The organism is Phascolarctobacterium succinatutens YIT 12067 (assembly GCF_000188175.1).
In the GTDB taxonomy this organism is placed as follows: domain Bacteria; phylum Bacillota; class Negativicutes; order Acidaminococcales; family Acidaminococcaceae; genus Phascolarctobacterium_A; species Phascolarctobacterium_A succinatutens.
Genome location: NZ_GL830889.1, coordinates 1 through 21908 on the forward strand (window position 1 = coordinate 1; position 21908 = coordinate 21908).

18 protein-coding genes and 1 pseudogene are annotated in these 21908 nt (G+C 46.9%); 10 read left to right on the forward strand and 9 right to left on the reverse strand.

What is annotated here, in order from left to right; translation table 11 throughout:
* The 4 genes and pseudogenes from HMPREF9443_RS06055 to HMPREF9443_RS06070 form a co-directional block, all read left to right on the forward strand.
* Positions 1 to 240, forward strand: a pseudogene (locus tag HMPREF9443_RS06055) (Rpn family recombination-promoting nuclease/putative transposase); the annotation flags it as partial.
* 474 nt (positions 241 to 714) lie between these two features.
* Entirely contained in the window at positions 715 to 1905 is a 1191-nt protein-coding gene (locus HMPREF9443_RS06060; RefSeq protein WP_040565131.1) for an MFS transporter, read from the forward strand.
* A 121-nt stretch (positions 1906 to 2026) separates the two neighbouring features.
* Positions 2027 to 3157 (forward strand): SEC-C metal-binding domain-containing protein, encoded by a 1131-nt coding sequence (locus HMPREF9443_RS06065; RefSeq protein ID WP_009145664.1) that lies wholly within the window; start codon positions 2027 to 2029, stop codon positions 3155 to 3157.
* A gap of 36 nt (positions 3158 to 3193) precedes the next feature.
* Positions 3194 to 3844 carry a 3'-5' exonuclease gene (locus HMPREF9443_RS06070; protein WP_009145665.1) on the forward strand — a complete coding sequence of 217 codons (651 nt, stop codon included), beginning with the start codon at positions 3194 to 3196 and terminating at the stop codon, positions 3842 to 3844.
* Between the two features lie 78 nt (positions 3845 to 3922).
* Here the strand turns inward: HMPREF9443_RS06070 and HMPREF9443_RS06075 are convergent, their stop codons facing one another.
* The 5 genes from HMPREF9443_RS06075 to HMPREF9443_RS06095 form a co-directional block, all read right to left on the reverse strand.
* Positions 3923 to 4939, reverse strand: coding sequence for a type II asparaginase (locus tag HMPREF9443_RS06075; protein WP_009145666.1), 1017 nt, complete (start codon positions 4937 to 4939; stop codon positions 3923 to 3925).
* A 29-nt stretch (positions 4940 to 4968) separates the two neighbouring features.
* Positions 4969 to 5397 (reverse strand): C-GCAxxG-C-C family (seleno)protein, encoded by a 429-nt coding sequence (locus HMPREF9443_RS06080; protein WP_009145667.1) that lies wholly within the window; start codon positions 5395 to 5397, stop codon positions 4969 to 4971.
* Positions 5398 to 5498: 101 nt separating this feature from the next.
* Positions 5499 to 5996 carry an HD domain-containing protein gene (locus HMPREF9443_RS06085; RefSeq protein WP_009145668.1) on the reverse strand — a complete coding sequence of 166 codons (498 nt, stop codon included), beginning with the start codon at positions 5994 to 5996 and terminating at the stop codon, positions 5499 to 5501.
* A 197-nt stretch (positions 5997 to 6193) separates the two neighbouring features.
* The gene (locus HMPREF9443_RS11025) at positions 6194 to 7870 is read right to left on the reverse strand and encodes an ammonium transporter (protein ID WP_009145669.1); all 1677 of its coding nucleotides are present in this window, start codon (positions 7868 to 7870) and stop codon (positions 6194 to 6196) included.
* A gap of 189 nt (positions 7871 to 8059) precedes the next feature.
* A complete protein-coding gene (locus HMPREF9443_RS06095; protein ID WP_009145670.1) occupies positions 8060 to 10147 on the reverse strand; it encodes a glutamine synthetase III family protein in 2088 nt (695 codons plus the stop codon).
* 504 nt (positions 10148 to 10651) lie between these two features.
* On the opposite strand from HMPREF9443_RS06095, the gene HMPREF9443_RS06100 reads away from it, so the two are divergent.
* From HMPREF9443_RS06100 to HMPREF9443_RS06110, 3 genes are all read left to right on the forward strand, one after another.
* Positions 10652 to 11863: an ATP-binding protein gene (locus tag HMPREF9443_RS06100; protein ID WP_009145672.1), complete on the forward strand. Its 1212-nt coding sequence runs from the start codon at positions 10652 to 10654 to the stop codon at positions 11861 to 11863.
* A gap of 143 nt (positions 11864 to 12006) precedes the next feature.
* Entirely contained in the window at positions 12007 to 13464 is a 1458-nt protein-coding gene (locus HMPREF9443_RS06105; RefSeq protein ID WP_040565132.1) for a monomeric [FeFe] hydrogenase, read from the forward strand.
* A gap of 127 nt (positions 13465 to 13591) precedes the next feature.
* Positions 13592 to 14482, forward strand: coding sequence for a DMT family transporter (locus tag HMPREF9443_RS06110; RefSeq protein WP_009145675.1), 891 nt, complete (start codon positions 13592 to 13594; stop codon positions 14480 to 14482).
* 47 nt (positions 14483 to 14529) lie between these two features.
* Here HMPREF9443_RS06110 and HMPREF9443_RS06115 read toward each other — a convergent pair whose 3' ends face one another.
* Positions 14530 to 15411, reverse strand: a complete 882-nt coding sequence (locus HMPREF9443_RS06115) for a LysR family transcriptional regulator (RefSeq protein WP_009145676.1) — start codon at positions 15409 to 15411, stop codon at positions 14530 to 14532.
* Between the two features lie 359 nt (positions 15412 to 15770).
* On the opposite strand from HMPREF9443_RS06115, the gene HMPREF9443_RS06120 reads away from it, so the two are divergent.
* The 3 genes from HMPREF9443_RS06120 to HMPREF9443_RS10350 all read left to right on the forward strand — a co-directional run bounded on the left by HMPREF9443_RS06120 (position 15771) and on the right by HMPREF9443_RS10350 (position 18823).
* Positions 15771 to 16709 (forward strand): acetyl-CoA hydrolase/transferase family protein, encoded by a 939-nt coding sequence (locus HMPREF9443_RS06120; protein ID WP_009145677.1) that lies wholly within the window; start codon positions 15771 to 15773, stop codon positions 16707 to 16709.
* A gap of 302 nt (positions 16710 to 17011) precedes the next feature.
* Complete coding sequence (locus HMPREF9443_RS06125; RefSeq protein WP_009145678.1) at positions 17012 to 18382, forward strand: MmgE/PrpD family protein; 1371 nt, start codon at positions 17012 to 17014, stop codon at positions 18380 to 18382.
* A 3-nt stretch (positions 18383 to 18385) separates the two neighbouring features.
* On the forward strand, positions 18386 to 18823 hold the full coding sequence (locus HMPREF9443_RS10350) for a PaaI family thioesterase (RefSeq protein ID WP_009145679.1): 438 nt from the start codon (positions 18386 to 18388) through the stop codon (positions 18821 to 18823).
* Between the two features lie 126 nt (positions 18824 to 18949).
* Here the strand turns inward: HMPREF9443_RS10350 and HMPREF9443_RS06135 are convergent, their stop codons facing one another.
* The 3 genes from HMPREF9443_RS06135 to HMPREF9443_RS10355 all read right to left on the reverse strand — a co-directional run.
* Positions 18950 to 19135: a hypothetical protein gene (locus HMPREF9443_RS06135; RefSeq protein ID WP_009145680.1), complete on the reverse strand. Its 186-nt coding sequence runs from the start codon at positions 19133 to 19135 to the stop codon at positions 18950 to 18952.
* Between the two features lie 22 nt (positions 19136 to 19157).
* Positions 19158 to 20003, reverse strand: coding sequence for an Rpn family recombination-promoting nuclease/putative transposase (locus tag HMPREF9443_RS06140; protein ID WP_009145681.1), 846 nt, complete (start codon positions 20001 to 20003; stop codon positions 19158 to 19160).
* A 321-nt stretch (positions 20004 to 20324) separates the two neighbouring features.
* Positions 20325 to 21908: YadA-like family protein (locus tag HMPREF9443_RS10355; RefSeq protein ID WP_009145682.1), on the reverse strand; the 1584-nt coding region annotated here is incomplete at its 5' end.

Sequence of the window (21908 nt, forward strand, 5' to 3'; positions counted from 1 at the left end):
AGGCGAGAATTTATGCTTATGGAAGCACGTTTGTTAGATGAAAGACGTGAGGGCATTGCCGAAGGCAAGGAGATTGGCCTTGCTGAAGGCGAAGCTATCGGATTAGTAAAAGGTGAAGCTGAACATAAACTTAAAGTCGCTAAACTCATGTTAGCTAAAGGTTGCTATTCCCTGCAGGAAATCACGGAACTTTCCGGTTTATCTCTCGCTGATGTGGAGAAGCTGAAGGAAGAAGCTTAACCACTCTAATACTGATTTCACCAAGCAAATTGACGATGAAATCAGCTATCTCAAATTAGATACAAAAGTAAGGCGAGAATTTATGCTTATGGAAGCACGTTTATTAGATGAAAGGCGTGAAGGCATTGCTGAGGGCGAAGCAAATGCCAACATTGCTGCTAAGCGTCTTTTCAGCATGGACATTTCTGTATAGGATATCGCCAAGGCTACTTCTCTCCCGTTTGAACAAGTTGAAGCGTTGCAAGCTGAGCAATAACTATAAACTAAAATTAATATTATAATTAAAGGCGTTCTACCGTACTTAAGTAGAACGCCTTTACTGTTTTTGCTCCTTAACGACAGCCCTTTTCAAAGAAAACCTCCGCACCATCCCGCAACAAATAATTTACAATTTTTTTACTTGTAGCACACAAATATGCTGTGCTATAATATTCAGCGCAATTTTATAGAATGAAAGTCAGGTGCTTTATATATATGGAAAACAAAATCACTACCCACGAATGGCTGCCGTTAATCGGCATGACAGTTTCCGCCTTTATTTTTAACACATCGGAATTTATGCCCATAGGCCTTTTGTCCGATATCGCCGCAGACTTCCGCATGACGGAAGCGCAGGCCGGTATGCTGATTACCATTTATGCCTACGTCGTAATGCTCATGAGCCTGCCGCTGATGATTGCCGCTTCCCGCTATCCGCTGCGCAAGCTTTTGCTGGCCACTATCAGCCTGTTCGCCGTATCGCATGTAGCCTCTGCCTTTGCCACCGGCTTTTGGACGCTGCTGCTTTCGCGTATCGGCGTAGCCTTCGCCCACTCCATTTTCTGGTCGGTCGCCTCACCTATCGCCGTGCGTCTGGTTAAAGGTCCCTTCAAAGCACTGGCTATGAGTATGATTGTAACCGGTACCGCTATCGCCATCATCGTCGGCCTGCCCTTAGGACGCATCATCGGCCTTTACGTAGGCTGGCGCATGGCCTTTATGTGCATTGCCGTTTTGGCCTTCATCGTATTGGCCTACATGTTCTTCGTCTTCCCCAAGCTGGAAAAAAGCGAACCGTTTACGCTTTCGCAGTTGCCGGTAATGCTGAAAAATCCTGTGCTCATCGGCCTCTATATGATGTCCTTTTTACTCCCCACAGGCTATTACACCGCCTACAGCTATATTGAGCCTTATCTGAAGCAGATTGCGCTGATGGATGAAGCCTGGATAACCATCACCCTGGTTATTTTCGGTGCAGCCGGACTTTTGGGCAGCGCAGCCTTTTCCAAATGGTATGATAAATGCCGCTATCACTTCTTCCGCATCACCGTCCTTGGCGTAGCAGTTGTTTTGCTGCTGCTCTACCCCGTAAGCATCAATCATTATCTTCTGGTGCTGCTCTGCGCAGTCTGGGGCATTTTCGTTACAGCCTTCAACGTTGTAGGCCAGGCAGAGCTTTTGCGCACAACTACCATTAGCACCTCCGCTGTGGCTATGTCGATTTACTCCGGCATTTATAATCTGGGTATCGGCAGCGGCAGCTATCTGGGCGGACTTATCTGTACGCATGCTTCCATCGCTTATATCGGTCTCGGCGGCGGCGCAATCGTGCTGCTTTCCTTTATTTACTGTGCCTTTTTCCTGATTCCTGCTATGCGCCGTCAGCAAGCAGAGCCTGAAAAATAAATTTAACCGCCGAAAAGCGTATAATAAACTGCATATTAAATTTCCTCACTTGCTATATTTCCTGTTTTTATTTATAATTAAGAGATACGTAAGATTACAAAGAAGGAGATTTTCTATCAATATGTCTGCAAGTACAACCAAAACCAAGAATCAACCATCCCGTAAACCTGTATTGTTGGATTACTTAAAAGCCTTCACTAAGGATAAATTAATTTTTGCAGCGCGTCAGCTCTGCATCACCTACAGCAAGCTCAAAAAGGACGAGCTGGCAGAAAAAATCTGCACAGAAATGCAAAAGCCGGAAATTGCAGCAAAACGTTTTGCTATTATGCCGGACGAAAATATTCAGGCCTTCGAAGCAGCCTTGGAGAAAAAATGCTTCCATCCTACCTACAGTGAATATGCACTGCTGCTGCCCTTTATTTCTATGGGCTACATTGTTTCCTATCCAGATGACTGCTTTGAAGCAGTAAAGGAAGCACGCACCGTCTACAAAAAAATCAACACCGCAGATTTCCAGGCTCGCCGCCAACAGCTGGCATGGCTTTTGGACTGCATCACCGCAATGTCCAGCCTGCACCTGATCCTGCCGGTAGAATTTTTCTGCGAAATGTATAATCAAAAAGCAGGCTTTGAGCTTACTCCGGAAACTCTGCCGCAATTACTTGCCGAGGTTCCGAGCAACTTTAACCCCTGCGCAATTAAAGACGGCCGCATCATGCTCAAGAAAAATGACAGCGATGATTTCTACGCCAGACTGGAACAGGGCAGAAAGCCCTTCGGCCTGTATAAGCCTACCGTAAAGGAAATCACCATGCTTTCCCACTACGGTTATATGCAATCTACCACCGCATATCAGGATCTGCATGACTTCTTTACTCAGGAGCTGAATGTTGCTGCACTGGATGCACATTACTGGTGCCAGTACATTTATGAATTCGAAAACTCCAACACCGACGGTAATACCTCTGAGCTGATTCAGAAGCTGCAGGCTAACATCCCTGCCTGGAACAATTACAGTCACCTCGGCAGACTTTCCGTACTGCTGCAGAACGCCCGCAACAATGCTACCCGCATGTTCTGCCTCGGCGGCCACACTCCCAACGAAACCATCAAGCTGCTGCGCGACGCACAGCAGGCAGCTCAGCAAAATACCCGTGTAGGTGCCAAAGCGAAAAAGGTTTATCCTAACGACCCCTGTCCCTGCGGCAGCGGCAAGAAGTATAAAAAATGCTGCGGTAAAAAGCACTGAGCAGCAGGCTATGCTTTAGCGTAAGAAGGGATTGCTATGAAGAAATTTTTAGTCGTTGATTTTGAATTTACTACCTACGAGCGCCCTGTCGGCCGTCCGCGCGGCTTCTTTTCCGAGATTATCGAAATCGGCGCAGTGAAGCTGGACGGCGAACCGCTCACCGACTGCGGACGCATCCAGAGCTTTGTCAAACCGCATTTTTATCCTAAGCAGGCTAAGGATTCTATGGATTTTTGCATGATTACCGCTAAGGATATGCAGCAGGCCATTGAATTTCCTGCCATGGTGCAGGAGCTGGCAGCGCTGTATGAAAGCGGCGAAACCTACTTTGTAGCCTGGGGAACCGAGGATTACAAGGTACTGCAGACAGGCTGCGAGCGTCATAAAATCGAAAACCCCGTAAAATACGAGGACTATCTTGATCTGGCGCTGGCCTACCGCCTCTGGAAGGGTGATGACTACACCACCGGTCTGAAAAAGGCTACCGAGGAGCAGGAGGTCAACACCGCCGGCCTGTGGCACACCGCCTTTGACGATGCCAACAACACCGGTAAGCTGCTGATTGAAATGTTTAACCGCGGCTGGAAGCTGGAGGATTTCTTCGTTGCCCGCGAGGCTTACGAAGCAGAGCGCGCTGCCCGTCAGGCAGAGCGTGCCAAGCACCATAACGGTTACAGAAGATGGTAAAATTTTAAAGCGCATAAAAAAAGCTATCACCGGGCTTTGCCTGCTGATAGCTTTTTTGCTTTACATGCTGTTTATCTTTTAATAACGGCTGAAAACACCCTGCACCTCGCTGCGCTCCTGCGTCCGCAAAAGTGCTAATTGCAGCAAAAGGCGTGCCTTTTGCGGATTAAGGTTATCCGCATACAGGAAGCCCTGCTCCTGCCAACGCTCCAGACCTGCGGCAACAATACCGCTGCCTGTGCGGCTGGAACGCACAACCACAACGCCGCGGCTGACAGCCTCCGCCAGCACCGCCTCCACCGCCTCATGAATGCTGCCCATGCCGCTGCCGGCATAAATAAGGCCACGTGCGCCTGCCGCCAGTGCCGCATCCACAAACACGCGGTCCTCACCGATATGCGTGTAGATGATATCCACGCGCGGCAAAGCAGTAACACCGGTTACATCAAACTCGCTCTGCAGTGTGTGCGGACGCATGCTGCGGTAGTAGTAATGCACCTCACCGCCGACGATGAAACCTAAGGGACCGCCGTTCAGTGCCTTAAACGTCGCCACATTTGCTGTGTTGGTCTTAGTAACATCACGACCACTGTAGATTTCATCGTTCATCATCACCAGCACGCCCTGCCCGGCGCTTGCAGCGTCTACAGCAACCTTAACAGCGTTGATGATATTCAAAGGTCCGTCGGCACTGACTGCGGTGGCAGGACGCATTGCGCCTACGAGAACCACCGGCTTAGCGCTCTTCACCGTCAGGTTCAGGAAGAAGGCTGTTTCCTCCATAGTATCGGTACCATGGGTAATAACAACGCCGTCGACATCCTCCTGCGCCAGCAGCTCATTGCAGCGCTGCGCCAGGCGCAGCAGTAAAGCATCGGTAAGACCGCTGCTGTCGATGTTGCACAGCTGCTCGCCGCTGATATGCGCCAGCTCGCCCAGTTCAGGCACACCTGCCAGCAAATCGGCAACGCTGTAGGCACCGGCAGTATAGCCTGTCATCTGAGTGCCGGAGGAAGCCTTGCCGGCAATAGTGCCGCCGGTTGCTAAAATTACAATGTTCTTCAACTCAGTTTTTTCCATCAGCCTGACCTCCATCAGTCCTTCTTTCAGCTCGCAGCCAAGGCCTATTTTAACAAGCCCTTTTCCTGCAGATAATCAGATACCATATCTGCCGCTTCGGCAGTAATCTTAATGCATTTAGTTCTGTATTCCGGCGTACCGAAGCTCAGGCGGTTCAGTGCTCTGCAGCAGGAAGCACCGAAATGTTTGGTAAAGCGCTCATGAAACTCATGTGTATATTTATAGACCTCTGTCTGATGCTTTTCGGACGGATCTAATCTGCCAACGCTAGAGCTGATAACCAGGCAGGAGCCGCTCAGCGCACCGCACACGCAGCCGCTGCGGCCGATACCGCCGCCCATGCCGGACACCATGCGGATTGCTACATCTGGCAGGCCCAGCTTTAAGCCATCGTTACACGCCTTAACTACGGATTCCACGCAGTTATTGCCATCGTTATGGTACTGCTCTGCTAAATCATAAATTTCCTTCATATCTTATCCCTCCAAAAAATAACCTAATCTTGTTTATTTTAGCAAGCATGAGGCAAAATAGCAAGAAAAATGCTGTGACCGGCAAGCCACAGCATTGTATATCAAAGTCCGAACATAGTCTTAACCAACTTCGTTCCGCTCTCAGTTTTAAAAACACGCTCCACAGCCTTGGCAATATTCTCCTTCGGCGTACCGTCCTCATAAAAATTTACTATAAAATCAGCTTCCACAAGCAACTGATAATCAAGACCGTCAATCATATTATACGTATGGTGATGACCGACAAGATAGCAGATGCGTTCAATTTTTTCAGGGGCATAGCCAACCTTTTGCAAAAGCTCGCGTGCTACCGCAGGTCCTTCCTGCTCCTGAATTTTGCCTGTGCAGTGACCGGCACCGTACTTGGCCTCGCCGGGTTTAATACCGCAGTCATGCACAAGACCGGCCGCCTCCACAAGCTCTGTCAGCTCTGCATCCGCAGCCTCGCTCTCAGCCAGCTGCTTGGCCAGGCTGGCAACCTTGATAAAATGCTGGCAGCGGCGTGCATCTCCGGCAAAAAAAGCTATCATCTCGTTATATAAAGCAACGTTTTTATTCATAGCATTCACTCCAATCCGACTAAAATACGATTCAATCTTATTTTGGCCTAAACAATGCAGCTTTGCAAGTTTTTCGCCATAATAATATTATAAAAGCATTCTCCCCACAACACACAGAAAAGCGCTCTTAGCCTGCATTACGCAAGACACCGAGCGCCTTCCTGTTTTATTAGGGAGTTTGATTAGGGAGAAGCAAATTATTTTTCCTCAATAGGATAATCCTGCAGAGCATCATAGCCTGTTTCACCGGTACGAATCTTAACAACATCCTCAACATCATAGATGAAGATTTTGCCATCGCCGTATTTGCCGGTATACAAAACCTGCTTAGCAACATTGACTACTGCTGCAACAGGAATTGCGGAAACAATCATTTCAACCTTTACCTTCGGCAGCAGGTGAGCAGCAACCTCAGCACCACGATACATTTCTGTGGACCCCTTCTGGATGCCGTAGCCCAGAACCTTAGTAACAGTCATGCCGGTAATTCCCAGCTTATCTAAAGCACTCTTCAATGCTTCGAAACGATTTTGCGAGGTGATAATAACAACCTTGCTCATCTTTACTGCGCCTGCAGGCTTAGCTGCAGTTTCTTTGACCGGAGTAACATAGGTAGTAGTAACAGAAGTCTGTGCCTCCAGCGAAGTTTGCATAAAGTCGGCATAGCTGCTGAGCAGACCGTGCTCTTCCATATCCAGACCTTTGATTTCTTCGGATTCCTTAACACGCAGGCCGAAGAGCTTATCAAGAATTTTAAAGATAATCGTCATGGTAACCGCAACATAGATTGCTACAGTAACAACACCGATAATTTGTTTTACCAGAAAATCAGTACCGCCGCCATAGAAGAGGCCGCCGTCAAGAGCGAAGAGACCGGTTGCGATAGTACCGAAGGCACCACAGATACCGTGAACAGAAATTGCACCAACAGGATCATCAATCTTCAGCTTCTGGTCGAAGAATTCAACAGCAGCGACTACCAGCACACCGGCAATCAGGCCGATGATTAAAGCGCCGGCCGGGCTTACCATATCGCAGCCTGCGGTAATTGCTACCAGACCAGCAAGCACGCCGTTCAGAGTCATAGAAACATCAGGCTTGCCGTAACGAATCCAGGTGTAAATCATAGTTGCGGTAGCAGCAGCTGCTGCAGCCATGTTAGTGGTAATGAAGATAGCACCCATGGAAACCAGAACATCATCACCGGTTGCACAAACGGTAGAAGCACCGTTGAAACCGAACCAGCCGAACCAGAGAAGGAAAACACCCAAGGCACCAAGCGGAATGCTGTGACCGGGAATAGCGTTTACCGTACCGTCGGTATTGTATTTGCCGATACGCGCGCCAATCATCTTGGCACCGACGAGAGAAGCAACGCCGCCTACCATATGAACGGCAGTAGAACCGGCGAAATCGTGGAAGCCCATCTGTGCGAGCCAGCCGCCGCCCCAAATCCAGTGACCGCTGATCGGATAAATAACAGCACTGATTAATACGCTGTAAATGCAATATACCAAGAAGTTGGTACGTTCTGCCATAGCACCGGAAACAATGGTTGCTGCAGTAGCACAGAACATCGTCTGGAAGATAAAGTAGGCTGTGCTCGGATAGCTGGCACCATAATCGCCTTTAACGAAGAAGTCCGGCGCTCCGATAAAGCCGCCGATATCGGTACCAAACATCAGGCCAAAGCCCAGAACCCAGAAAACGATGGAACCGAGGCACATATCCATGACGTTCTTCATGACGATGTTGCCAGCATTTTTAGCTCTGGTAAAGCCTGTTTCAACCATTGCAAAGCCCGGCTGCATAGAGAATACCAGGAAGGCACCTATCAGCACCCATATAGTATCGACAGATACATATTTGTCCATTTGTAAACACCCCTCAAATTATAATATTTTTTAACGCGTCATTGAGCAGCGCTCACATGGCATTAGCTAAAGAAAGAGGGGCGTACCCGATTTTTCGGATACACCCCATTGTGTATGAGTTTGATTTATATATTATTTTATTTTTTATTATTACACCTTACTCAAGGCTGTCGATAAGGTAGCCTCCGCTTACTCGTTTACGCCGAACAGCAACTCTCCATAAGTCGGATAGTCGAGATACTTACCACCGGTCAAAGCTTCGGCAGCATCAACAGCACTTCTCAGCTTGCCCATTTCTTCAAGAACGGTATCGTGATAGTACAGAGCCTGTTTCTCGCTGTCGCCGATTTCTGCTGCTTCCTTCAAGCCATCTTCCAGCTTCAGGGAGGATGCATACATTTCGCCGCCCAGCTTGCTCAGCTTATCAGCAAGTGCGCCTTCAAAGCCTGCGCTGACGCCGGCAGCCTTTTTATCCAGTACTGCTTTGGTCAGATCTTCGGTGTAAGCGGTAACTGCCGGGAGAATATCCTTGTGGAACATATCCAGCATAGTTGCTGCTTCGATAGAAATCGTGGTGCTGTAGTTCTCCAGCAGGATTTCTACACGAGATTCAACTTCGGCTTTAGTGAAGATATTATGTTTTTCGAACAGCTCGATGTTCTTTGCATGACCCAGATACGGCAGAGCCTCCGGAGTAGATTTGAGGTTCAGCAGGCCACGTTTGGCAGCTTCCTCAACCCATTCGTCAGTATAACCGTTACCGTTGAAGACAATGCGTTTATGAGCCTTGTAGGTTTCTTTAACCAAATCATATACTGCTGCTTCCAGGTCAGGAGCATCTGCCAGCTTATCGGCAAATTCATCCAGCTCTTCGGCAACGATGGTGTTCAATACGATGTTGGGGCCGGCGATGGAGAACATGCTGCCCAGCATACGGAATTCAAATTTATTGCCGGTGAAGGCGAACGGAGAGGTTCTGTTTCTGTCGGTGTTATCCTTAACCAAAGCAGGAATGGTATCGTCGCTTACCTTGATGTAGCTTTCCGGGTTGCCGTTGTAAACCTTGTCTGCTGCAATAGCTTCGAGAACTGCAGTCAGCTCAGTGCCAAGGAACATGGAAACGATAGCCGGAGGAGCTTCGTTAGCGCCCAGACGATGGTCATTGCCGGCACTGGCAACAGATACACGCAGCAGATCCTGATATTCATCAACAGCTTTGATGATTGCTGCCAGGAAAGTCAAGAAGCGCAGGTTTTTGTACGGCTCCTTGCCGGGATCCAGCAGGTTCAAGCCTTCTTCCGTAGATAAGGACCAGTTGTTATGCTTACCGCTGCCGTTTACACCGTCGAAGGGTTTTTCATGCAGCAGGCAAACAAGGCCATGACGCAGAGCAACACGTTTCATGAACTCCATCATCAGTTGGTTATGGTCAGAGGCTACGTTGGTAGTTGTGAAGATAGGTGCCAGCTCGTGCTGTGCCGGAGCAACTTCGTTATGCTCGGTCTTGGCAAGTACGCCAAGCTTCCACAGCTCATCGTCCAAATCCTTCATGAAGGAAAGAACTCTTTGTTTGATAATGCCGAAGTAGTGGTCGTCCAGCTCCTGCCCACGCGGAGATTTCGCACCGAAAAGGGTTCGGCCGGTGTAAACCAGGTCTTTACGTTTTTCCCACATTTTTTTATCTACGAGGAAATATTCCTGTTCCGGACCAACAGTACTGTTGACGCGGATAGTATCAATGCCGAACAGCTTCAGCAGCTTGCAGGCTGCTTTGCTGGCTGCATTCATGGAACGCAGCAGCGGAGTCTTTTTATCCAGCACTTCGCCGGTGTAGGAGCAGAAGGCTGTAGGAATGCACAGGCAGTTATCTTTGATAAATGCATAGGAGGTCGGGTCCCATGCTGTATAGCCGCGAGCTTCAAAGGTTGCACGCAGGCCGCCGGACGGGAAGCTGGAAGCATCAGGTTCGCCCTGAATCAGCTCTTTGCCGGAGAAGTCCATAATAACACGGCCTTCAGCAGTAGGAGAAATGAAGCTTTCATGCTTTTCAGCAGTAATACCGGTCATTGGTTGGAACCAATGGGTGAAATGAGTGCAACCATGCTCCAGAGCCCAGTCCTTCATAGCATTGGCGATGATATTAGCAATTTCCAAATTCAGCGGAGTGCCTGCCAGCACTGCTGCCTTATATGCCTTATAGGTTGCAGTCGGCAGACGGTCCTTCATAACGCTTTCGTTAAAAACTAAGCTGCCAAACAGTTTCGGTACATCATTCATTGTAAAACCTCCCTAATTTCTCTCTGAGAATTTCCTTGGGTTTACGAAGAGTAAACCCCTCATTTGAAATACAGTTTTCGTGCTTTACAGATTTTCTTCTCTCTGGCTCTGTAAATAAGAAAGCACCGTCAGCTGCGCCTTGCGCTGCTACGGTGCTTCGTTGCACTTATCATGGGTAAGAAGATAATTCTCACCGCTGATATAAAAGAAAAAGCAACCACGAAGTTTAGACCTTTCGATCCAACAACCACGTTGTTGCTTTATGCGCTTATTATAATACTAGGATTTGAATTTGTAAAGGGGGTAAGAGGAAATTTTTTATTTTTTTCTGCGTATACTAAAAAAGTATGCTTATTTTCGACTACAACAGCAAGAATTTTTATCAGATATAACTGATAAAAATCTAAAATTATGAAAAATTTCAGTTATATCTGATAGAAATTTGATTTTCGTCTTGAATTTAAGATATAACTGATATATTATATAGATAGTGAGGTGATTTACATGATTAAAAGAGAATCTTACATGAAAAAAATCCGCCCATTCATTAACAGTGATTTAGTAAAAGTACTTACAGGTATCCGACGTTGCGGTAAATCTGTTATGTTAGATCTTATAAAACAAGAGCTGTTACAACAAGGAGTTACTCCCCAACAGCTTATTTCCTATAATTTTGAAAATATGAGCTTTGCCAGGCTTTGCAATGCCCAGGCTCTTCATGATGAAATAATAAGCCAAACCCAAGCTTTAACAGGAAAAATTTATCTTTTCTTTGATGAAATCCAAGAGGTAAAAGATTGGGAAAAATGTATTAATTCCTTACGTATAGAGCTTAATTGTGATATTTATATAACCGGTTCCAATGCCAAGCTCCTATCCGGTGAATTAGCCACTTATTTAGCAGGACGCTATGTAGAATTTGTTATTTATCCTTTTTCATTTTCTGAATTTATTGAGCTATATAATACTATACAGCCTAATACAAGTGAAGCAGACTGCTTCAAGAAATACCTGCACTTCGGAGGAATGCCATATTTGGCAGCCCTGCAATATAACAAAGCTGCCTGCAAACAATATTTACAGGATGTATATACATCAGTAGAACTGAAAGATATTGTACGCCGCAACAATATACGTGATGTTGACATGCTTGAACGCATACTTACCTACATAACTGCAAATATCGGTACCATTTTTTCTGCAAATGTGCTTTCTAAATATTTGAAAAGCGAAGGACGCAGTATGGCAACAGAAACCATTATCAACTACGTTAAAGCCTGCACCGATGCTTTTCTGTTTTATCAGGTAAAACGTCAGGATATACAAGGTAAAAAGCTGCTTGCTATCAACGAAAAATATTATGTCGCTGACCATGGCATCCGCGAAGCAGTCTTCGGCGGCAACATGAAGGATATCAATCTCATTTTGGAAAATATCGTTTATCTGGAGCTTTTACGCCGTGGTTATAAGGTGAGCATCGGCAAGTTAGATACCAAAGAAATTGATTTTATCTGTGAAAAACAGGATAAAAAAATTTATATTCAAGTTACGTACTTATTGGCTGCAGAAGAAACTATTCAACGTGAGTTCGGTTTTTACAATGAAATTACCGATAATTATCCGAAATATGTGCTTTCACTCGACGAATTCGATATGAGCCGTAATGGTATTATCCATAAAAATATCAGAGATTTTTTGACAGATGCATCTATATAACTGTTTAGAAAAATACCAAATTTAACATTATTAAAACCGTTACGTATACTCTTCAGCAGGATTTTTGCGTTCTGTAAAGAATTGTACAGTATAGAGTATGCAATGCAAAACGCAATATAACTAATTGCCAAGGAGGAACCGCTATGGAATTAACCGCTGTTGCGCAGCTGCGCCGCATGGTGCTGGAGCATTTATCCCGCTACACCTGGAATAACGAGTTGCCTGACCACGTCTACGATATTCTGCAGGAGGTACGCGAGGATACTCCGCGCTACCGCTGCTGTGTTTATAAAGAAAGAGCCGTACTGAAAAACCGTATTGATATGGCGTTGGGGCAGGAGTGCTCCAGCAATATCATCGAGGCTGCCAAGCTGACGCTGAACGAGCCTGAGCGCACCGATTTGCCGATTATCGACGTGCTCCCCGCAGCCTGCGACCAATGCCCGATTGATGCTTATTACGTTACCGATATGTGCCGTCACTGCATCACCCACAAATGCATGAATAACTGCCCGAAAAAGGCTATCAGCATTATTCAGGACCGTGCCTTTATCGATAAAACGAAATGTATCGAATGCGGACGCTGCAAGCAGATGTGCCCCTACGGTGCGATTATCGAAATCCATCGTCCCTGCGTGCGTGCCTGCGCCATCGGTGCCATCAGCATCGGTGAAAACCGTAAGGCTGTAATTGACTACGAAAAATGTGTTTCCTGCGGTGCCTGCCGCAACGCCTGCCCCTTCGGTGCTATCGACGAGCGCAGCAATATCATCCGCGTTATCCGTGAAATCCAGCAGGGCAAGCAGGTTATCGCCCTTGTGGCACCTTCTATCGTAGGCCAATACGGTTTGAAGATTACTATGGCGCAAATTTACGAGGCACTTCAAAAAGCAGGCTTCGCTGAAGTCGTAGAGGTTGGAATCGGCGCCGATATCACCAGCGTTAAAGAAGCAGAGGAATATCTGGATAAGGTTCCTGCCAAGCAGGGCTTTATGACCAGCTCCTGCTGCCCTGCCTTCGTTAAGCTGATTAAAACGCAGGTGCCGGAGGCTGCGGATAAAATTTCCGACACTCCCTCCCCCATGCTCACCTGCGCTGAGCTGATAAAGGAAAAATATCCTTATGCCGTTACCGTGTTCATCGGTCCCTGCATTGCCAAAAAGGTGGAAGCACGCGAGCACCGCGAAACCATCAACTACGTGCTTTCCTTTGAAGAGATTATGTGCATGCTGGAGGGCAAGGATATCAAATTTGCGGAAATGAGCGGCGATGCTGCGTATGAGCGTGATGCCTCCAAGCTCGGTCTGAGCTTCCCGCTGACTGCCGGAGTAAGTGCTGCCGTGCATGATACGGTTGCCGCTATGGGCGGTGAGGTGCATAACGCACAATACTGCTCCGGACTGGACAAATGCCGTGATACGGTTAAGGCTGCTGCCGCAGGCAAGCTCGACTGCAGCTATATCGAAGGCATGGCCTGCCCCAACGGCTGCATCGACGGCCCTGATACCGTAGGCGACTTCCACATCACGAAGGTTGCCCTGACGAAATATGCTGCGGCAGCCCCCAACAAGCAGGCTGCCCAAGACAAGCACACAAAATAATAATTTAAAGCCTATCCCTTCTGTCATGCCGGCAGAGGGGATAGTTTGTTAATAGCAGGATTTTAGTCTGCTAAAATCATAGAGTGCGTTCTACTGCGCACTAAAAAGAACGGAGATTCCCAAGCAAATGCAAAACACCCGCTACATCGGGCACATTGCTGCCCTCATTACAATTGCTACCTGGGGCACAACCTTTATTTCTACAAAGGTTTTACTTACCGGCTTTCAGCCGTTGGAAATCCTTTTTTTCCGCTTTATTATGGCCTTTTTCGCCCTTTGGCTGGCCTATCCCCAAATGCTGAAAACAGATAAAAAGCAGGAGCCTGTTTTTATGGCCGCAGGCCTTTGCGGCATCTGCCTCTACTACCTTTTGGAAAACATCGCCTTGACCTATACACAAGCCTCCAACGTTGGCGTAATCGGCAGCACAGCGCCTTTCTTTACCGCGCTGCTGGCGCATTATTTTATGCGTTCTGCCGGCAGTTTAAGCAAGCAGTTCATCATCGGCTTTTTTATCGTGATGAGCGGTATTGCCTGCATCAGCTTCAATGGTGCAGCCATGCAGCTCAATCCGCTGGGTGATTTGCTGGCGATTTCCGCCGCTGTCGTGTGGGCGTTTTATGCTCTGCTGACGAAAAAAATCAGCAGCTACGGTTATCCTGTTATCCTCGCCACACGCAGAACATTTTTCTACGGCATTCTCTTTATGGTGCCGGCGCTCGGTTTTCTGGATTTTGAACTGAACCTGGCACGCTTCGCCAATACTACCTATCTTTTCAATATCGTCTTTCTGGGACTGGGCGCTTCTGCTCTCTGCTTTGTAACCTGGAATTTGGCAGTTAGGGAGTTGGGCGCAGTAAAGGCCAGCGTTTATATTTATATGGTGCCCGTCATCACCGTCATTACCTCGGCGATTGTCCTGCAGGAAAAAATCACTCTGCTGGTAGCACTCGGTACCATCCTGACAATGACCGGCCTGTTTATTTCAGAATACCGCCCGAAGAAAAAAATAAAGTAAGAAGGCAAACAAATACGCCCTAGGCATCAACAGCCTAAGGCGTATTTTTATTTATTCTGCATATAATAATTAATAAAGGTCTGCGCAACCTGCGACAGCTCTCTGCCCTTAACTATAGACAGTGTCATCTCCAGAAACAAGCGCTCATCCTTGATTTCCTTGCGGACCAGATTCGCTGGAAACAATTCTACAGCCGGTGCCGGTACAATTGCCACACCGGTATTTTTTTCTGCCCAGGCTATGGCCGAAAGCTTAGTAGTATTAATACTCATAACCTGCGGGAAAATGTGTGAATCCGAGCACACAGAAAAAAACAGCTCAGAACAGCCACGCGACAGACATAACGGAATGTCCTCCAAATCATCCAGCAGGATATTAGGCTTATCATTTTTCAGATACGGGCTATCCTTATGAAAAAGCGCAACCAGACGCTCTTTACGGCTGAACAGCGTTTCAAAGCGTTTAGACTGCTTTAGGGGTGCATTGGCAATGCCTATTTCCGTTTTTCCCTCCAAAAGCTGCTTTGTTTGTTCGTCAATCGGCACCTCATACAGCTCATAATTAATATGCGGAAACTCTCTGTAAAAATCACTCAAAAAGTTTTTAATAAAGTTTATTGACATCGAAGGTGACAGACTGATGCGCAGCGTACCGCTAAAACCTGCCTGACAGTCAACTATCTCCTTCAGAGCGCTGTTTTCTGCCGAGCAGATATACTTAGCCTTGTTATATAAAATACAGCCTGCATCCGTAAGCTCAATGCTGTGACCGCCACGGCGCACATGCAGCAGCTGCGTACCAAAACGCTTCTGCAGCACCTTAAGCTGATTACTCAGCGCCGGCTGGGCAATCGCTATCTGCTTAGCTGCGGCAGAAATACTGCCGGCTTCAACTATGGCAATAAAATTGCGGTAATATTCTATGTCCATATAGGGTTCTCCTTTACTTCTCTCTGCCTTTATTATACTATACAGCAATATTTCTGAGTACTTTTTTAGTTTTTAAAATTAAATTTTTCATAAAACCAATGATAGCATATGCAAAACACATATAACTCCAATAGATTATTTTTATAAGTGATTAAGAATAAAAGTATAAGTTTTTTCGTTTTTTTCTAAAAACAGACAACTATATATCATGAATTATCCTGTTCCCGCATCAAAGAACGAGTTAACGTATATGCATTTCTTATATGTAAAATGTATTTTCCGTATTTTACTTTATATGTTGATAGATTTAAACTGTAAGCAGATAAGGAAATTTCCAAAAAAGAAAAGAGGTTTTTGAAATGCTGGATGCAACACGTTTGCGCACCCCCTGCCTATTTGACAAAATAGTCAGCGCGGACGAAGCAGCCACACTGATTACCGACGGTATGAATGTCGGTGTCAGCGGCTTCACCCCCTCTGGCTATCCTAAGAAAACCACACTTGCTCTCGCTAAAGCCATCAAGGCCGGCAAAAAATGCCGTATCAATATTTGGAGCGGTGCTTCCGTCGGACCGGAAATCGAAGAAACACTTGCCGAAGTCGGCGGTATCAGCGGACGCATGCCTTATTATGCAGCCTCCAACAAAACACTCAGCCGCCAGATCAACACCGGCAGCGTAACCTATATTGATCAGCATTTAAGCCACTTTGCCCAACAAATCGACTACGGCTTTTACGGCGATGTTGATGTTGCAATCGTTGAAGCCGCTGCTATTAATGCAGACGGCAGCATTGTTCTCGGTTCTGGTGTCGGCAACACGCCTATGCTTGTAAAGCATGCAAAAAAAATTATCGTTGAGGTCAACACATCTATCCCGCTGACGCTGGAGGGAATGCACGATATTTACATCTGCAGCAAACCACCTGAGCGCACCGAAATCCCTATTTATCATGTCGGCGACCGCATCGGTTCTCCTTATGTAAGCTGCGGACTTGACAGAATTACCTGCATCGTCGAATCAGACATTGTCGACCATGTACGCAATTTAAGCGCTCCTGATGACACAAGCAAAAAAATTGCCGCTAACCTGGTTGATTTTCTGGAGCACGAGCAGCGCCACGGCCGTCTGCCGCAGCAAATGCTGCCGTTGCAGTCCGGCGTAGGAAGCATAGCCAATGCTGTATTAATGGGTTTGGCAGAATCTAAATTTGAACATCTTACTATGTACTCAGAGATTTTGCAAGATTCTGTTTTCAAAAGGCTGTCAAAACAAATGACGTTATTACGGCAGATTTAAGCGTTGCGGAACGTCAGATTGCCCGTGTAAATGAAATGAAGGCTCACCGTGACCAGCACGCAGTAGATGCTTCCCTGAAAGCTCTGAAGGAAGCTGCCAATGGTTAAGCTAACCTTATGCCTTATCTGATTGATGCTGTTAAAACCTATGCAACCTTAGGCGAAATCTGCGGCGTACTGCGCGAGGTTTTCGGAGAATACCAGCAGGGAGGTAATTTGTTTTAAGGCTAAGGCAGGTGTTTACGTTGCATTTGGCGAATACCATGGCAATAGTTAAAATTAAAGCAAAGGCAGGTATTTACAATGACAACTAAAGCATTAGCAAAATTTACCGCAGAAATGTGCTACGAAAAGCTTTCTGCTCACAGTATCGAAATGGCTAAAAAATGTCTGCTGGACTGGCTGGGAATTGCTATCCGCGGTTCGCAGGAAAAACCGGTACGCATCATCCATGATGTTATTCTTCAGGGCGATGCACCTAAGGCGAATATCTTCGGCAGTATCCCTGCAAAAAAGGCTAGCGCCCTGAACGCTGCCTTTATCAACAGCGCTGCTTCCCACAGTCTGGACTTCGATGATTTGCATAACCCTTCGATTATCCACCCGGCCTGCGTCGTTGTTTCACCCGCGCTGGCTGTCTGCGAAGCGGAGCACAAAAGCGGCAAGCAGCTTATTGCCGCTATATGCGCAGGCTACGAGGCCAGCGGCCGCGTAGGCGAAGCTGTAATCCCGGAATCCTACTTCTTCTGGCATACCACCGGTACTGCAGGCACCATCGCCGCCGGTGCTGCTGCCGCCAACGCCCTCGGTCTTGACGCACAGCAGACACTGATGTGCTACGGCAGCGCCGGTACACAGGCAGCAGGCCTGTGGGAGTTTTTAAAAGAGGGTGCCATGAGCAAGCCGCTGCACACAGGCAAGGCTTCCTACAGCGGTGTTCTCAGCGCTTATCTGTCGCAAAAGGGCTTTACTGCCGCCAGCGAAATTTTAGAAGGCGAAAAGGGCTTCTGCCGTGCCATGGTCAAAGAACCGCATCTGGAAAAGCTTACCGAAAGCATGAGCACCGACAAGCTGAAAATCGACATCAACTCCTTCAAGCCCTACGCCTGCTGCAAGCATGCTCACGCCGCTCTTTACGCCATTCAGGAGCTGCGCAAGGCTCATTCTCTGCAGCCTGAGGACATCGCTAAAATTAAGCTTTACGTCAACGATATTACGAACTATCTGATCAATAATCCGCAGCCGCAAACTCCCTACGGCGGCAAATTCAGTATTCAATATTGCTCCGCTGCCATGCTGAAGTTCGGCGAAGTAGGCATTGCGCAGTTCAGTGAGGAATGTATCCATAACAAAGAGCTTACGGATTTAATGCAGCACATCGAGGTTATCCGCGATGAGGCTATGGAACAGCTTCATGCGGCAGATGCTTCCAAATTGGCTTCCAGAGTAGAAATCCAGCTGCAAAACGGACAAACACTGACAATGCAGGTTGATTATCCTAAGGGAGATCCGGAAAATCCTCTGACCTGGGAGGAGCTCTGTGCTAAATTTATGAGCCTTGCCGTACCTGTCTACGGTGAAGCTAAAGCATTACGTTTACAAAATTGGGTAGCAAGCCTTGAGCAATGCAGTGACGTTGCCCAAGCTTTGGACGCCTGTCTAAAAGAGGAATGATTTATGCAACCGGAAGAAATTATCCGAAGCGTAAAAGATATCTACACGCATAACGCTTTTATGCAGCACTGCGGCATAAAGGTTCACAGCATCAGCTGCGGCAAAGCTGCAGTAGGCCTGCGCATCGACCCTGCCATCCACACAAACCTCAACGGCAAGCTGCACGGAGGCTTGCTTACAACACTGGTGGATAATGCCACCGGCATCGCCTGCGCCGCTATGGGCAAGCGCGTGGTTACGGTATCGATGACCGTAGATTTCATCAAGGGCGCTCCTTCCGGTGCAATGGTAGAGGCACAGGCTGAGGTTGTTTCGCATAATGACCGTTTGATTACTATGCAGATTCATGTATATGATACTGATGCAGATACACTGCTGGCCACCGGCAGCTGCTGTATGCTGACGATTGCCGACTTCCCCGGAATTCCGGAAAAGTGGTAGATGTCAGCTCCGCAGGTAGTCTGTAAAGCGTATACCATAACAGCTTAACTGCTTTCGTTACAATGTAAAAAGGCGTTCTCCCCTGCGGGAGAACGCCTTTACTGTAAGAAAAAATCTTTGTCAAATTCATTCCGCCTTAATTGCTTCAACCTGCTCAATGGAAAGTGAAGTAGCCTTAGCAATATCCCCTACAGATAATCCCATGCTTAAAAGACGCTTTGCAGTTGCAGTCTTTTCTTTTGCCTTGCCTTCGGCGAGACCTTCAGCCTTAGCTTCTCGTCTTTCGTCTAACAAACGTGCTTCCAAAAGCATAAATTCTCGCCTCACTTTCGAATCAAGCTTGTTCAGCCTTAATCGCTTCAACCTGCTCAACGGAAAGTGAAGTAGCCTTAGCAATATCCTCTACAGATAATCCCATACTTAAAAGACGCTTTGCAGTTGCAGTCTTTTCTTTTGCCTTGCCTTCGGCGAGACCTTCAGCTTTGCCTTCAGCCTTAGCTTCTCGTCTTTCGTCTAACAAACGTGCTTCCAAAAGCATAAATTCTCGCCTCACTTTCGAATCAAGCTTAAGATAGCTGATTTCATCATCAATTTGTCTTGTGAAATCGCTATTTATAACGTGGTTATTAACATAATCATAAAAACTTTTGATGTCCTTGGAAATACTGCCATGCGTACCCTTGGTATTCAAAATCATAGTAGTTGCTTCATCGGGAAGCTCCAGCTCCAAATCCTCCAGACAACGCTTTTTAAAGGTGTAAACATAATTTCCCTTGGCAAAAAAATCAAAAACACAGATAAAAATGATATAGGTTGGCGGCAACAGATCATATTCCTGGTTCTTCTGCAGCAAGTCAATATCCATCAATGCCTGATAGTAGCGTGTGCGCTTGGGCAGCACGTAGTTTTTGGTATCAGGATTTTTGGTGTTCTTGACCTGCATTTCCAGATTGTAATGCGTATTCTTGTCATCTGCCACAATGATGTCTAGACGGATACCACGGCTGACGAATTCAGGCTCAAGGGATTTTTCTGCCTCCAAGTAGTTGATATCAGCAATTTTGATCTGCAGTAATTCCTCTAACAGGTGAATACAGATACGCTTGCGCGACATAACCTTTTTGAAGATGAAATCACTTTGAATCGTCAGGTTTTCGAATTTTGTTGCTAAGTTTTGCATATGTTTCCTCCTTTGATTATAGCATAAAGTCAGGCAAAAATATATAAGCCGGCGATTGCAACTGACGTAAAAGAAAAGGCGCCTGCCGAAAGCTCGACAAGCGCCACTGATCCGCATGACCAGGCATAAGCTCCGCAAGAATGCGGCTACCTATGCAACTAAGGTAATTATATCACAGATGTATTATAAAAAACAATAGTTCATAAAAAGAAAAATGCCGTTGCAATTATTGATATATTCCCTGCGACAAAAGGCGTTCTCCCCTGCGGGAGAACGCCTTTACTGTTTATTGAGCTTTATTCACTTGTCACCGCCGACAATTTATTTTGCCAGCTTGTTGCCGTAATGGTCGCGCTCGCCTTTAGTATCGTTTACGCGTACACGTTCAATCTTATCGCGATCGCCATCTTCACCGCTGATGCGGTCTACACGGATGCGGCCCAATTCAGGCTCAAATTCTTTGATGATCTTTTCTTCCAGAGCTGCGCCGTTTTCGATTGCACGATAGAGCATTGCAGCAAATTCATAACGAGTCATCAGACGGTCACCGCCGAAGTTGCCGTCAGGATAGCCTTCGATGTAGCCGTTGCCTGCCAGCTTAGCGATGTATTCATATGCCCAGTGGTTAGCCGGAACATCCGGGAAGAGCTTGGTCTTGGTTTCATCCAGCATACCGAATGCTTTTTCCATCTTAGCCATCTTAGCGCCCATTACTGCCAGCTGACCGCGGAGGTCGATAACCTCACGAGCCAGAGCGGTACGGCTATTGCTTACATGGTTGGTGCGGTCCAGAGCGAAGGATACGCCTGCGTTAACCATGTTTTCACCATTGCCTACGGTACCTGCAACACTGAACATTACCTTTTCGTCAGGACGATAGTATGCGCCGATTGCTGCAGCGTTTTCACCGCCGTAGTTGCCATAGCCTGCGGAGAAGGTCAGTTTGTCGTCCGGATCAAAGTCCATCGGATGCAGTGCTGCCAGAGCTGCTGCGCCTGCGCCAACCTTGTTTACACGGTTGCCCAGTTGGTTAATGCGGTTGCTGTTGCTGATGACTTGGTTTTCAACGCCATTAATGCGGTTGTTGGTATCCTTCAACTGACCATAGTTAACTGCATCAGTATCAGCTTCACCTGCTTTCACATTGGTAATATGTTGACCGTTTGCATTCAGACCATCAGCACTGATATAGGTCTTGTCGCCAACTTTTACGCCTTCATCGCTGATGGAGGTCTTGCCTGCGGTTACAGCAGTTGCAGATACGCTAACCTTATCGCCAACCTTCAGACCATATTTGTCCATTACAGTTTGGCCGGTGGTTACGCTGTTTGCTTTTACAGTATCAACGTCGATGTCTTTATTCAGCTTTACCTCATAGTTTGCTGCTTCACCTTCTTGAGCAGTGTTGGTAACAATAATATTGCTGCTGCCTTCTACTTTAGTGTGCTTAGCTGCAGTTGCTGCTACGTCGGTAAGTTTTTGATCCAGTTTGCCGATTGCGGTAGTAGTGCTATCGCCATCTGCAATATCACCTTTTCCTACCTTGCTGTACTGCAAATCGCCAACCTTGGTGTCCAGCTTGTTGTTCAGGTTGTTTACAGCTTCAACAACGGTAGTCTTACCTTCGCCGCCGTTTTTAAGATCGTCGGCAATATCATTAACATTGCCTACATCACTTGCTTTTGCTACGTCTTTGATGGTAACGGTATCAACCTTGTTGCCGTTTTTATCAACAACATCCATATTAACCTTATTGTCTGCACCAACGCCGTATTCACCCGCTTTGATATGGGTATCGGTATTACCTGCTTGAACCGCTGCATTCAACTGACCTACGTTTACAGCATCGGTATCAGCTACGCCTGCTGCTACACCGGTAATCTTGCTGCCTGCTACATTCAAGCC